Below are 14,490 nucleotides of genomic sequence, written 5' to 3'. Positions count from 1 at the left end.
TTTCAAATTCATCAATATGAGTGAAGAAAAAAATACACAATTAACAATAAAAAGGGGAATTCTTGCCATTGTTGGTATGTACGCATGTCAGCTTTTAGCAGCAATAATAACCTCTTATGCATTTAAATTCTTTGTGCCGTCAAAGGTTGTTCCTATGGAGATTATTGGAGTATCTTCTGCCGTGTTAGGTGGTATTATGATATTGTTTCTATTCTGGTGGGATCTAAATAGGTCTGGCAAATCCTTATATCCACAAATAGGACTGCAAGCTAGTAAGATTAAAAATAACAAAGCAGTTTTGTTAGTGATAGCGGCATTAGTATCGACACATTTTTTAGCCTGGATATATAGGTCGGTTATTTTGCCAAGCTTTGACCAAGGAGGGATTATAGGTGGTGGCTCTAAAATGTTTAGTTTTATTCAGGCCAACGGAGGAGTACTTGAAATGAGTGGCTTTCTACTTTTGGCACTTATTGTAGGGCCTTTAATGGAGGAGGTTGTTTTTAGAGGATATTTGCAATCGTCATTAACAAAGCGGATACCTGCTTGGGCAGCAATATTAATAACTTCTGTTGTTTTTACTGCTGGTCATAGCCCCATGATTTTATGGCCAATGTATTTTCTCTTTAGCATAACTTGGGGATGGATATATTTAAGAACAGGATCTTTAAAAATGGCCATTCTAATACATGTCTTAAACAACTTATTTTATACTGTTATTGGTTTTGCTGGTTGGGATATTCTTGCTTAAATTAATCTATTTGCACTTTTAAAAAATAAACAATGAAAAAATCATTTCTCTTACTACTTTTATTCGTAATTAGTTTTACTTCTTTTACACAAGAATTACCCTTTAAGAAGATCAAATTATCTGATTCAGTAGCACTTGCAAATCAAATGCAGCAATTTGCAACACAATGTGACACTCAAAACTTATCAGCAATCGATCAGTTTAAATTCCAGTTAATAAGAGGTTATTATGAAGACGCTTTAATTTCAATAAAAAAAAGAATAGAAGAAACACCAATAGATCAAAGCCAGTATTTAGATGTCTACAAGTATTATGTAGAGGCAAAGTTATCTACGAACTTCAAAGAGACATTTACAAAAGCTTACAGCAAATACGTAGCGAATTCTAATGACTTACAAGTTATTAATTTAGATAAATTCCTGATCGTTAGAGACCCTACTGATTATTACGTTAATAATTTTAATACCACTTATAATAGTATTAAAACTGAAAAGATTTCACAGTCTGTAGCAATAGATTTAGTAAAAAAGTACTTTTTAAAAAGGGTATTTTCAGAAACTAGGGCAATATACTTTGATGAAATTAAACAAGATCATAATCGTAGATATGTCGTAAATGATAGTATTGTAATTCCTATGAAAGATGGTGCCGAAGTTTCCATAGTTTTAATACAGCGAAAAGGACATACAACAGCTAAAAAATCAACCATATTAGTAGCTTCTGTTTACGCAGGAACCAATGAAACCAGTGCGATGTTAGCAGCATCTAAAGGCTATAATGGAGTTATTTCAAATACAAGAGGAAAACGATTAAGTAAAAGTGATATTAAACCGCTTGAATATGAACACACAGATGTTTATGAAGTGATTGATTGGATTAGTAAACAACCATGGTCTAATCAAAAAGTAGCCATGTTTGGAGGCAGTTACAATGGGTTTACACAATGGGCATCTATGAAGCACAAAGTGCATCCTGCATTAAAAACAATTGTGCCTATGGTAGCAGTCGCTCCAGGAATTGATTATCCGATGGAAAATAATGTACTACATAATTATTCGTATTCTTGGAATTTCTATGTGGCCAATAACAAGTTTTTAGATTTTGAAGCTTCAAATGATTTTAATCGATGGAACTCTTTAAAAAACAAATGGTACAAAACAGGAGTTGCATTTAACAAATTAGATAGTTTAGATGGTCAGGTAAATACATTATGGAATACTTATATGCAACATCCTAGTTATGATGATTATTGGAAAAAAATGATTCCATACAAACAAGAGTTTGCTAAAATTGATATTCCAATTTTAACCATTACTGGTTATTATGATGACTCACAAAGAGGAGCCATGTACTATTTTAATGAGCATTATAAATACACCAAAAACCCGAATCACTATTTGTTAGTTGGGCCTTATGATCATTGGACTTCACAAACAAAACCACAAGAAAATCTAAGGAATTATAAATTAGATAACGCTGCTTTGATAAACATTGAAGAGGATTTAATTTATCAATGGTTTGATTACATTTTAAACGGAAAAGAAAAACCTGGCATTTTAAAAGATAAAGTGAGTTTTCAGGTCATGGGCACCAATTCTTGGATGCACAAACCAACTTTAAAGGCAATGACAAATGATACGCTAAAGTTTCATTTAAGTTCTAATAAATACAATGATTTTTATGCTTTGAAATCGAAAGAAAATAATTCAGAGATAAAAATGTCTATTGATTTTAGAGATAGGGAAAATATGACTAACACAGCGTATTATCCTTGGCCATTAGAAAAAGACAATATCAATTTAAATGATGGTCTGGTCTTTATATCTGAAGAATTAAAAGAAGATGTTATTATAAACGGATCCTTTTTTGGAAAGCTTGAGTTATCAATCAATAAAAAAGATGTTGATTATTCTGTAATTGTAAATCAACTGACTCCTGAAGGAACGTATTTCCATTTAAGTTATTTTATTGGTAGAGCTAGTTATGCCGAAGATAGAGAGCAAAGAAATTTACTTATACCAAATCGAAAAACGCTAGTGTCTTTCGATAATTCAAAACTAATCAGCAAAAAGTTAGAAAAAGGGAGTAGGATAGTTGTTGTTGTTAACGTCAATAAAAATAATAATGCACAGATTAATTATGGTACAGGAAAAGACGTGAATATAGAAAATATTAATGATGCTGAAATTCCTTTACAAATTACTTTTACAGGCAAGAGCAGTATTTCTTTACCAGTTTGGAAAGATTAGTTTTTCAGGTCGTAAAACGGCTGTTACATAAATGCTGACGATATAGACCTAAAGGCGCTATATCTGCATCTATGTAAAATAGAACAGAAAAAGTTCTATTCGCCGTTTTACTCATATATTATATTTGTACTATAATGTTCTGCGTTATGTAACTTGAGCTTTGGTTAAAAGCGAAAGTTGTTACTATAGTTTCTTGAAAAAATTTATTCTAAAAGTTTCTTCTACAATGTTAATGGAACACTTTTTATGCGACGACGTAGGAGGGAAGCGTAATATGTGTGGAATGGATATAAATTATAAAATATTCAATTATTTGCGGTTTACCCTCAAATAAATTCCTACAAAATTCACTATATTTAAACTCTCCCTATTTGATTAATAAAATTACCATTAAAAGAGTTAATGTCATTTTGACACCAGTTAGTTACTGGTCTAATTATTGACATTATTTTAACATAAAATTTAGAATATGGCTGAATCAATCTTACAAACTTATTTAAATAACCAATTTATAAAAACTGCTGAACAGGAAAATATTACTAAACTAAAAGCTGCAGCAACAGAAGTAAAAAAAAGGCTTTCTAAGAAAAAAGCAAAAGTTATTCCTTATACATTAGTAGCTTTAGACCCATTCATTTCTGAAGATGAACCTATAGTTGCCGATGTAGAAAAAATAATTATTACTAAATGGTCAACTTTTAAGAATAGTGTTTCTCAAACAAAAGATAAGCCTGTAAACTATATAAGAGCGGTAATTCTTGAGGCTTTAAATGATTTAGCAAGTGATGAACATTTTGCAACTATTATTTGGCTTTCAGGACGTAATATTATATCACATTATAAATTGGCTAATGAATCTGTTGTTGTTGAAGAGTTTTTAAAAAGCATTGGAAATAAAGTAGAAATTTCGAGTAGATCTTATTGGGGAATAAAAGATGTTAAAGAAGCAAATACACCACACAACGTTAAGATTGATAGTTCAGTAGTTTCTTCAGCAAAAATTAATGAAGCTAGTTTAGCTGAACAATTGCAAATCGCTTCTCAATATTCTGGTTGGTCTCAATATGGTGGAGGTGGTACAAATCCTAGCAGCCTCAATAATCAAAACTGGGCACCACATTTCTCTACAAATGCTGCTAAAGGTATTGCAACAGAAGTAAATAAGGGATTTACAGCACAAAATAAATCTTTAAATGCTATAGCGGAATCTATTCAAAAAGAGTTAGAAAACTATTTTTTATCTATTCAACCATATTACGAACAATTATCAACAAATTTGACACAGGGTATAGTTGCAAATAATAAAAGAAGTGAATTACTATGGTGGAAAGAAGCTCTATTGTCTACAAGTCAAAATAAATCTTATAGAAGTCTTGATCCTATTGGAGTAGCAATAACGATGGCTTATGATTTAAGCTGTTTTGTTGACCCTATTTATCCTGTAAGTGTAGACTTTTTCCTTAAGGAAACCTTAAGATGCGTACTTGGTGACGATATAGATTCCAATAAATCATTAGCAGATTTATTCAAAAGTACATCTGAACTAGATTTAGGTATAAAGAACACACTTTTAAGTTTAATGGATGATAGAATAGGACGTAAATCTTTAGGAATCGTAGTGGCAAATATGCTGAATGAAGAATCTGAAGTCAATCCTTTTGATGAGATTGGTATCGATAATAAAATAGAAGTTTCACTAGCAGATTTCACAGTTTGGCTCTTTAATGATTTACAAGCTAATAAAATTGCAATAGCTAAATAGATTGTATATGATAAAAACTTGTACAAATCCAGATTGTCCAGCACCAAAGGGTCTATGTGTAGAATTGATAAGTCCAGAGTACCAACAATGTAAATATTGGAATATTACTGATGAAGAAAACGTAGAAAAAGAAATAAAAAGTAATACTAAAGTTAACGTCATTCCTTGGAGTGGATTAGCTCTTCATCCAGAAGATATTAAATTATTATCGCATCGCTCAAAACCATTAATAGTTGGAACAGTTGGTGCTCCAAATGCTGGTAAAACCTCATATTTAGGTATGATTTATACGCTTTTATTCAATGGTAAAAAATTTGATAATTGGAATTTTGCTGGAAGTCACACCTTAATTGCATGGGAAAATTTAGCCAAATACCTTAAAATAAAACCAAATGGAAAAGTAGATTTTCCTGAACCAACTCCTTCTAATTCTGATTACTACAGTCTTTATCATTTAGCACTAAGAAATAAAGAAACTATATATGATGTTTTATATGCGGATTCTTCTGGTGAAGTTTTTAATTTATGGGCAAATGACATTAATGATATAAATGCTGAAAATGCTAGATGGATATATAGTAATTCAGATGCGTTTATTTTTTTTATTGATTGTGTATCTGTAATCGAAGGTAGAGGAAGAACAAAACAAGCTATTGTGCAATTGGCAAGCCAAATAGCATCGAATTTGAACGATAGACCTATAGTTGTTGTTTGGTCTAAAGCAGATAGGATTGACGAAATACGACCAAACATTAAAGCATCTATTGAGCAGTCTATCGAACAATTTTTACCGCATGCATATACAATTGAAATAAGTAATTTTTCAAAAAATGATCCAGATGTACTTTGTCATAAAAACAACCTTTCGGTTTCTGAATATCTATTTGACAAACTTTGTCAGCCTAAAAAAATGGAAATGATTCCAGAAATTGAAAATACAACAGACATATTTTTTAAATATAGAGGAACTTATGGAAGCTAATAATTCGACATTAATAATAGGTCTGCCCAAATCTGGAAAAACTACATTTTTAGCACAACTATATAATAGAATAATTAATAAAAACTGTAGAATTACTTTAGGTAAAACACCTGAAAATATCAAAAGTATTTTGAGTGCATGCGAAAGATTAGCCGAAGGAAAACCAACAGAACCTACTGCTGCTAGTGAAAATGTAAAATTAGTAATACCTGTTGAACTTGATAATAAATCATTTGATCTAATTTGTCCAGATTACGGAGGAGAACAAGTTAGTAATGTCACAGAATTTATGGAGTATGACAATAATTGGCAAAAATTGACTAAAGAAAATGATAGATGGATACTTTTTATTCGACCAGGAGAGCTTTACCATCATTATGATTTAAGCTTAAAAGGATATACTGATATTGATTCTAATAGAGATAATACGACCCTAGAAAATCAGCTATCACATCAATATTTATTTATTGAATTATTACAATCACTACTTTATGCTAGAGATGTTGGTGTAAAATCAAAAATTGATATTCCTAAATTACTAATTGTTTTAACTTGTTGGGATGAGTTGGGAACAACAAAAAAACCCATTGAGATATTAATTGAAAAGTTACCAATGTTTAGCCATTTTATAGATACTGTTTGGAAAACTGACTCTTATAAAATAATTGGTTTATCATCTCAAGAATTTCCATTAGACACAAAAGAAGCACAAGACAAATATCTTGATGACTTACCAGAATCATTTGGGTATTTAGTTGATGAAAATAATACACATGAAAAGGATTTAACCAAGTTAATTGAGATTGCATTAAATATATGATAATTAACATACAGCAAGCAATCTATGGAGAATTAGATTCGTCAAAAGGATATCATTTATTAGACTCCTCATTTAAAGATTCTAGTATTGCAAGTCGATTAAGTAATATTACGGATTTAATTGATAGACCACCAAATTCAATATTAAGTAAACCTGTATTTAGAGCGTTTTCTGTTGGTGAGTTTTTTCTTTTTATTAAAACCTTTCCAGACTCATCAGAAAATGTTAGAAGTGGTAGAGTTTTTTCGCATGTTTTAATTATTAAAATAAATGAATTAATAGAAGTTAATAATTTAAAACCTCTACTTGAATTGCATTTGGAAAAAGTAGATAAGCATTTAAATTTAGAGCCAATTCAATTAGATATTTCCAATTCAAAAGAATACATAAGTAAATTTGCTCCTTCTCAATTAGCAAGTGCTATTAATGGATTGGTAAATCATAGTGAATTTAACAATACAATTGTTTGGGTTGGTGAAGAAGGTTATATCGATTGGATAAATCGAATTTGGTTAAATATTCCAAATCTTGTAAAACCAAATATTAAATTGGGTGTTGGATACAATCCCCAAAAAATTGATAAGAATTTACTTAACTTAATTTATATTCCAGAAGAAATAAAACAAAACTGGGTAAACTATAATTTTAAAATTGTAGATAGTAATAAAATCGAAGATTACGAAACTCAGACGTCATATTTATTAACTGGTAATATTGATAAAGCAAAAGAATTAAATAGTTTAGTTAATGATTTTGGACTTCAAATAAATGAAATTGACGATTTATTAAAACTTGAGAGAGTTCTGCCAACTTATATTAGTATTTCTGAAAGTAAAGAACTTATACCTTTGTTAATTTTTGTTGATTTAATTTCAAAATTTAGTCCAAATACAAAAGTCGCTCAAGAGAAAAAAACTGATTTACTTAAAACGGTAGCTTCTAAGTTTAAATATGCTACTCATAAAGAAATTAATGCTATTCCTAATATTAATTGGTCTAGTTTTCTTAATTACAAAAGCATTCTTTCCAATATTTTAATCAATTGGTTAGATGATAAATTGTTTTTGGAAGAAACCAATACTGACATAGTAAAAATTTTAGAAAAAACTTATTTAGAAAATAAAGCAAATTGGTGGCGTGAAACAATCAAAACTTATTTTGAGGATAAAATTGCTAATTGGGAGGAAAAATATATAATTTCAATTATTAATTGGTTTAATTCTAGTCCTATATTGGTAGGAATATTCGAATCAATACTACCTGATTATATTGAAAATAATTTTATTTTGTATATCAATAAAATTGATTCTAAAGCTTTAAAGAATTTAGAAGAACTAGCTATAAATAAAAATTGGATTAAATTCCATGCTTCAATTTTATCGAAATTATATCCTATAAATATTGCTATTAATAGGCAATTAAAAATAGAAAATAATGAAAATAATTTTGAAGGTTTACAAATATTAGCATCGAATTTTAGTAGTGAATCATTTATAGATTATAGTTCACAAAATCCATCGGAAAGTTTGATTGATTTTTCTGTTAGACTAATTGTTGAAAAACCAAAATTACTTTCGAAAATAAAGGTTAATAATGAGGGTTGGATTGAAATTTGGACTCTCTGTGAGAAACAAAACATATCTGCTTATGATTATGTAATAAATCCGTTAAAATTAACATACGGTATACTAGATGAGCTAATCAATGGTAAAAAAGTTGAAGAATTTTTACTTAGCAAGATTTCAAAATCAAAACATAGTGATTTATCTAACTTTAAAAACAGGGCGAAATTATGGAATTTTTTAAGTTTAACTACTAGAAACAATTTCATTCAAAATACTAGCTCATTTAATAAATTAGAGAAGGTACTTTTAATTAATCAAATTGTAGAATCAGAGAATAAATTAAAAAAGGATATTTCTTTTTCTGAGCATGTTAATTTGCTAATTGAGAAAACTAATGATTTAAATTTTACAAAACTCTTAATACTTTTCGAAAGTTTTAATGTAGAAGAGTCAATGTTTTTGAAATATTTAGGTAGAAAACCTGGATTATTTGAAAGCGACGATTGTAAACGTATAGGTTATTTAATATTAAAAAATAACTGGTTTAAAAGTTATAAAGAAATAAAAAATAGAATTTTAATTGAGAATAGAGGTTTTCAATTTACAATTGAGATATGTAATAAGGATTTCTTTTTTAGGCTCGGTTTTGGAAGAAAAGATAATAGTAATTTCGATGTGCAAAGCACAATTAAGAATCAAGGGAATATGGATAAAAAATTACCTGTTGTTATAATTCTGACAGCAATAAATGAAGAATATATGGCTGTTAGAAGCCATTTGAATAATATTAAACGTATTAATAAAGATGATACAATCTATGAGTTAGGAATTTTCGAATTAGCAGGAAACATTGTTGCAGAAGTGGTTATACGTGAATGTGGACCTAAAAATAATATCGCAGCACAAGAAACAGAAAGAGCTATAAATAACTTTTTGCCAGATTGCATGTTTTATGTTGGTATAGCTGGTTCACGTAAAGTAAATGACTTTAAAGTAGGTGACGTTATTTATCCTGAAAAGATATACTCATATGAAGCTGGTAAATCCGAAGAAAACTCTTTTAGTGCTCGTCCAGATTTAGGCACGGGCTCATATGCTGTTTCAGAAATGGCGAAAATTGAAAGAAATAAAGATGATTGGAAAAATTTAATAAAAGGAGGTTTTGATACAGAAAAAATTAAAGCAAATCTTGGAATAATCGCCTCTGGTGAACAGATAGTTGAGCATTATGATTCTCATATTGGACAAGTATTGACTAAGTATTATAATGATACTTCTGCAGTAGAAATGGAAGGGTTTGGCTTTGCCAAAGCTGCTGAAAGACAAGGAAGGTCTAAAAGTAAAATGTTGGTTGGTGTAGTTAGAGGTATTTCCGATATTTTAGAAAGAGTAGGGGATTCTAATAATTTAGAAGAAACTGACAGAAGACCAGATAATGCCAAAGCACTAGCATCAAATACAGCTGCGGCATTCGCTTATTGGTTAATTTTTAATTTATATAATAATGTATAGTAAAAATGACATAATAACTAATTCAAAAAATCATGTTTATAAATTCGAAAGCAATATCTAATAAACAAAAAGAGCAATTAAAACCATTAATTGATAGAGGAGTGCATCTTGAAGAACTAATAATTGATGATGTAAATCAACCTGAAGGTATGCATTATATTTTTGCACATCATATTGGAAAAACTCAACATTTTTATATTACTGATAATGCAAATGAAAGAGAATCGAAATTTGTTTGTGATTCAATTTGGGAGTCTATAGAATAATATATTATGTAAAATAGAATTTCGATTTTAACTTGGCCTCATAAAATTTTGGTAAAACAATAAGGTGAAGTGAGCGTTCATATTTTAGGGGTTTAGTAATACAGTTTCTTAAGAGTTTTAATTATACAAGGGATTTCAAAGCAATGTAAACGAGTAACAATGTTTCCTGAAATATAGCGAATGAGCCGTAAATTGTTTCCAAAAGTTTATGCAGCCTTGATTTTTTTGTTTCTTTTTTTATCAAGAAAAAAAGATATAATATTTAAAAAAAAGGATTAATTGAAATTCTACATATAACAAGTGTATAGAAATTTTAAAGCTAGGATTTGAGCGAGGGAAAATTTTATACTCTTGTGGCAAGCTTACGAGAATCGTCTAAAATTTTTTATGACGTACATTTTATCGAATACGCGATTTTTAATAAGAGCAAAAAAGGTTAGCTTTTATTTTGGCGTTGGCAAGCGATGGATAATTGTGTGTAAAATAAATTGCCAGAGCAATTTGATTTTATAAAACAATCGAGCGCTTGGTAGCGGCTATTTTACATAACGGCTAATTATAGTACAGAAATGGAATTCTGAAGCTTCTTGATAAATCGCGTATTTGAAAAAACTTGAACCATTGTACAGAATATTCAATTTAAACGAGAAGTAAAACACTAATGTTTAATTACCCAAGTACAAACGTTTGTTATGAAAACAACACATACTGGGATATTATACATAATATTGAATTATAGCTACACATCTAAATTATTTTAACGAAGCCACAATTAGCTTTACATAATTAGTAGATATAAGTCTAAAGACGTTATATCATTAATTATGTAAAATATCGCTGAAATGCGCTATTTCGCTAATTGTTGTAAAATGTACTATAATTGATATTATGTAAAATAGACTTTTTCTAAACTCCTGCACTTCTTGATAATCTATACAAATCAAATGTTTTCTTTAAAACTTAAAACGTTAATAAAAAACAAAACTATCGTATAGTCCTAAAACATAAAGTATTTTTGTAGTCAAATTTTATACCATGCATTCTTTTAAAAATATTGTAGCAATAAAACATTTACTTTACGATTATCTAATCGAATTAGGTGTATCCGCCAACACTGCCAAATATCTTAATATGCTGGGTTTGTTACTGGCTTTAATGCTTGTTGTTTTTATTATTGATTACATCATTAGAAAAATACTTATCAATGCATTTAATGTATTTGCTATAAAGTCAAAATCTAAATTTGATAATATTCTGGTTAAAAATAAAGTACCTCGTAATATTGCACACATTATTCCGCTTATTCTTGCCTTAGAGTTTATTCCTATGGTTTTTGAGGATTTTCCCTATCTAGAAAATATTATCGAAAAATCGCTTAAAGTTTTCGGAATCATCCTAACACTTTGGGTAGCTCGTAGTATTTTAAATTCGGTAAAAGATTATCTAAAAACACTACCACGTTTTAAAGACAAACCCATTGATAGTTACATTCAAGTCATTATGATTTTTGCTTGGATAATTGGCCTCTTCTCTATCTTTGCTATTATTACAGGAATTTCCTTTTGGAAATTTGTTACCACACTTGGTGCTGCTTCTGCGATTATTATTCTAGTATTTAGAGATACAATTCTAGGTTTTGTGGCTAGTATTCAGGTGTCTATAAACGATATGGTACGTATTGGAGATTGGATTACCTTCGAAAAATATGGCGCAGATGGTGATGTTATTGAAATTAATTTATCTACAGTAAAAGTGCAGAATTTTGATAAAACCATAACTACAATTCCTACATATGCGCTTATTTCCGATTCGTTTAAAAACTGGCGTGGCATGAGTGATTCTGGTGGAAGAAGAATTAAACGTTCTATATTAATAAAAGCTTCTAGTGTACATTATTTATCGCAGGAAGACATTGAAAAACTAACGAAAATACAACTCATTACGACCTACCTTACCGATGCTAAAAAAGGAATTGATAAACATAATGAAACACATGGCATTGATAAATCGGTTTTAATTAATGGTAGAAACCTTACCAATTTAGGGGTTTTTAGAAAGTATATACAATCGTATATCGAAAATCATTCTGCTATTAATAAAGACATGACTATTATGACTCGTCAATTAGCTCCAACAGCTCAAGGTTTGCCTCTGGAAATCTATGCTTTTAGTAAAGATAAACGTTGGGAAAATTACGAGTATATTATTTCCGATATTTTCGATCATAGCTTGGCTGCTATTACCTATTTTGATCTAGAAGTATTCGAATTAAGCACAGGAATAGGAACAGTTTAACAAAGCAACATATTTACGTTTCTAGCCTCACTCCTTTTCATTTTAATGAAATCCTTAACATCTATAAACTAAAAAAGCTTCTTATAAATAAGAAGCTTTTTTTAATATTGTGTAAATAAAATTACTTAAGTAGTTTTACTTTAACTGCATTCATACCACGTTGTCCTTTTTCAAGTTCATAAGAAACTCTATTACCTTCTGTTATTTGGTCTATTAAACCACTAACATGGCAAAAGTATTTTTCATTGTTTTCAGAATCTATAATAAAACCGAAACCTTTAGAGGTATCAAAAAACGAAACATTACCAGATCGAACTGGATCGAATGCTTCTTTGTCTCCTTCTAAAGTTTTAGGAATACTTACTTCAATATTGGCAGCTTTTACTTTAACTTTTAAAGCAGGATCTGGAGGAGTATCTGTTAAATTACCATTGTGGTCCACGTATGCAAACTGAATTCCTTCTGTTCCATTTGCTTCTTTTTCCGCCTTACGAGCTTCCATTTTTTTACGTTTATCTTCACGTTTCTTTAAACGTTTCTTTTCCTTTTCGCTTTTGTTAAATGTCTGTTGTGATTTTGCCATTAATTACCTAAAATATTGTTTTTACTTGTTAATAAGTCTCAAAGATATTGATTTCCTTACTTGTAAGCAAAGATTCCTGCTTCCTTTTATAGTTCTATTCGCATTTTTTTTTAAAATGGAAGTTTTTGTAAATCTACATTCCCACCAGAAAGTAGTATACCAATATGTTTGTTTTTAAAGCTTTCCTTGTTATTTAATACAACTGCTAAAGCTACAGCACTAGAAGGTTCTACTACAATTTTAAGCCGTTGGTAAATGAGTTGCATCGCCTCTAAAATAGCTTGTTCTTCTACACAAATAATTTCATGTACATATTTTTTTAAAATCGGAAAATTAAGATCTCCTAAATGGGTTCTTAATCCATCTGCAATCGTATTTGTATGTAAATTGGTTTCTATTTTTCCACTTTGCAACGATCTAAATGCATCATTAACTGCACTTGGCTCTCCGCCAATCGCTAAACCGTTATTACCAAAATAGTGCGTTGTTAATGCTGTTCCTGCCAATAATCCTCCTCCTCCAACTGGAGCAATTACCATCTCTAAATCTGGTTGTTCTTGCAATAATTCTAAGCAAGCTGTTGCATTACCATAAATAACATCCATATCATTGGATGGATGTACAAAAGTTGCTCCTATTTCTTTTACCATTTTAGCGGAAGCTATCTCCCTTGCTTCAATAGTAGATGCACATTCCGTTATTTTTCCACCATAGCCTAAAACGGCATCTTTTTTCACCTGCGGCGCATTTTCTGGCATCACAATATATGCAGTAACACCCAAGCTTTTTGCTGCTAAAGCTAATGCTTGTGCAAAGTTTCCTGAAGAATGTGTTACTACTCCTCTACTCCTTTGTTCTTCGGTTAATTGAAGAATAGCATTCGTGGCTCCACGCATCTTAAAAGCACCCATTTTCTGAAAGTTTTCACATTTAAAAAATAGAGTCGCTTCACAGATCGTATTTATTCCTTGTGAGGTTAGTACAGGCGTTTTATGTATATACTTGGAAATACGTTGCTGACTTTCTATGATAGCGTTTTTGTGATTCATTATGTATATTAAAATGAAATTATCGTTTTAAAGAGAAATGCCCTTTTGATTGCTTTCCGTTTTGAAATTCTATAAGATACCAATAATCACTTGCTATAGATGGTATATTATTAAATTCTCCATTCCATCCTTGTGAGTTGGGGACAAATGTTTTTAAAAGTTTTCCATAACGATCAAATACATAAACCGTTTTAATTTCGTTATTCGGATCGGTAATAGACCAAGTATCATTATAACCATCTCCATTTGGCGTAAATACTGAAGGGATAACAATTGCTAAGTTTTCTGTGGTAAAATATGCTGCATGACAACCAGAAGCTGCTCCTTGACTATTATATGGAATTACAGCAATATAAATGGTTGTGTTTTCTGGTAAATCAGAAAGCGGATAGTACGTAGTAATATTACCAATATCTTCATTAAAAACTATATCTGTTCCTCCTGCTGTGGTTCCTATATTTAAAAAATATCCAGTAGCATTGGCTATTGCGTTCCAAGAAATTGCAGTAGAAACCGAAACGTTGGCGTCATTATTTGCTGGGGAAACTAATGTTGTACAATTCGGAATTAAAGCTTCGGTTGTAAAACTTTCTTCAGAACAAGTTGTTGCATTTCCTGCCGCATTATACGGAATTATAGAAACATAAATTATTGTG

General features: G+C 30.1%; 11 protein-coding genes. 8 read left to right on the top strand and 3 right to left on the bottom strand.

What is annotated here, in order from left to right; genetic code table 11:
- Positions 1-16 precede the first annotated feature (16 nt).
- The 8 genes from Q4512_RS06695 to Q4512_RS06660 all read left to right on the top strand — a co-directional run bounded on the left by Q4512_RS06695 (position 17) and on the right by Q4512_RS06660 (position 12,202).
- Positions 17-751: a CPBP family intramembrane glutamic endopeptidase gene (locus Q4512_RS06695; protein WP_303423236.1), complete on the top strand. Its 735-nt coding sequence runs from the start codon at positions 17-19 to the stop codon at positions 749-751.
- Positions 752-783: 32 nt separating this feature from the next.
- Positions 784-3,000 carry a CocE/NonD family hydrolase gene (locus tag Q4512_RS06690; protein ID WP_303423234.1) on the top strand — a complete coding sequence of 739 codons (2,217 nt, stop codon included), beginning with the start codon at positions 784-786 and terminating at the stop codon, positions 2,998-3,000.
- A 469-nt stretch (positions 3,001-3,469) separates the two neighbouring features.
- Positions 3,470-4,762 carry a GTPase-associated system all-helical protein GASH gene (locus Q4512_RS06685; protein ID WP_303423232.1) on the top strand — a complete coding sequence of 431 codons (1,293 nt, stop codon included), beginning with the start codon at positions 3,470-3,472 and terminating at the stop codon, positions 4,760-4,762.
- 7 nt (positions 4,763-4,769) lie between these two features.
- Positions 4,770-5,744 (top strand): TRAFAC clade GTPase domain-containing protein, encoded by a 975-nt coding sequence (locus Q4512_RS06680; RefSeq protein WP_303423230.1) that lies wholly within the window; start codon positions 4,770-4,772, stop codon positions 5,742-5,744.
- Positions 5,734-6,564: a hypothetical protein gene (locus tag Q4512_RS06675; protein WP_303423228.1), complete on the top strand. Its 831-nt coding sequence runs from the start codon at positions 5,734-5,736 to the stop codon at positions 6,562-6,564. Before Q4512_RS06680 ends, Q4512_RS06675 begins: the two co-directional genes overlap by 11 nt.
- The gene (locus Q4512_RS06670) at positions 6,561-9,641 is read left to right on the top strand and encodes a hypothetical protein (protein ID WP_303423226.1); all 3,081 of its coding nucleotides are present in this window, start codon (positions 6,561-6,563) and stop codon (positions 9,639-9,641) included. Before Q4512_RS06675 ends, Q4512_RS06670 begins: the two co-directional genes overlap by 4 nt.
- A gap of 32 nt (positions 9,642-9,673) precedes the next feature.
- Positions 9,674-9,907 (top strand): hypothetical protein, encoded by a 234-nt coding sequence (locus tag Q4512_RS06665; RefSeq protein ID WP_303423224.1) that lies wholly within the window; start codon positions 9,674-9,676, stop codon positions 9,905-9,907.
- A gap of 1,035 nt (positions 9,908-10,942) precedes the next feature.
- Entirely contained in the window at positions 10,943-12,202 is a 1,260-nt protein-coding gene (locus tag Q4512_RS06660; RefSeq protein ID WP_303423222.1) for a mechanosensitive ion channel family protein, read from the top strand.
- 121 nt (positions 12,203-12,323) lie between these two features.
- Here Q4512_RS06660 and Q4512_RS06655 read toward each other — a convergent pair whose 3' ends face one another.
- From Q4512_RS06655 to Q4512_RS06645, 3 genes are all read right to left on the bottom strand, one after another.
- A complete protein-coding gene (locus Q4512_RS06655) occupies positions 12,324-12,785 on the bottom strand; it encodes a cold-shock protein (protein WP_303423220.1) in 462 nt (153 codons plus the stop codon).
- Positions 12,786-12,895: 110 nt separating this feature from the next.
- Positions 12,896-13,834: a pyridoxal-phosphate dependent enzyme gene (locus Q4512_RS06650; RefSeq protein WP_303423217.1), complete on the bottom strand. Its 939-nt coding sequence runs from the start codon at positions 13,832-13,834 to the stop codon at positions 12,896-12,898.
- A 19-nt stretch (positions 13,835-13,853) separates the two neighbouring features.
- Positions 13,854-14,490: T9SS type B sorting domain-containing protein (locus Q4512_RS06645; protein WP_303423215.1), on the bottom strand; the 637-nt coding region annotated here is incomplete at its 5' end.

The organism is Oceanihabitans sp. 2_MG-2023 (assembly GCF_030547245.1).
Taxonomy (GTDB): domain Bacteria; phylum Bacteroidota; class Bacteroidia; order Flavobacteriales; family Flavobacteriaceae; genus Oceanihabitans.
The sequence above is the reverse complement of the archived record's forward strand: the minus strand, read 5'-3'. Positions and strand labels throughout refer to the sequence as shown.

Coding starts and splice junctions, on each gene's coding strand:
- Q4512_RS06695 (WP_303423236.1), top strand. CDS start 17: ATGAGTGAAGAAAAAAATACACAATTAACAATAAAAAGGGGAATTCTT.
- Q4512_RS06690 (WP_303423234.1), top strand. CDS start 784: ATGAAAAAATCATTTCTCTTACTACTTTTATTCGTAATTAGTTTTACT.
- Q4512_RS06685 (WP_303423232.1), top strand. CDS start 3,470: ATGGCTGAATCAATCTTACAAACTTATTTAAATAACCAATTTATAAAA.
- Q4512_RS06680 (WP_303423230.1), top strand. CDS start 4,770: ATGATAAAAACTTGTACAAATCCAGATTGTCCAGCACCAAAGGGTCTA.
- Q4512_RS06675 (WP_303423228.1), top strand. CDS start 5,734: ATGGAAGCTAATAATTCGACATTAATAATAGGTCTGCCCAAATCTGGA.
- Q4512_RS06670 (WP_303423226.1), top strand. CDS start 6,561: ATGATAATTAACATACAGCAAGCAATCTATGGAGAATTAGATTCGTCA.
- Q4512_RS06665 (WP_303423224.1), top strand. CDS start 9,674: ATGTTTATAAATTCGAAAGCAATATCTAATAAACAAAAAGAGCAATTA.
- Q4512_RS06660 (WP_303423222.1), top strand. CDS start 10,943: ATGCATTCTTTTAAAAATATTGTAGCAATAAAACATTTACTTTACGAT.
- Q4512_RS06655 (WP_303423220.1), bottom strand. CDS start 12,785: ATGGCAAAATCACAACAGACATTTAACAAAAGCGAAAAGGAAAAGAAA.
- Q4512_RS06650 (WP_303423217.1), bottom strand. CDS start 13,834: ATGAATCACAAAAACGCTATCATAGAAAGTCAGCAACGTATTTCCAAG.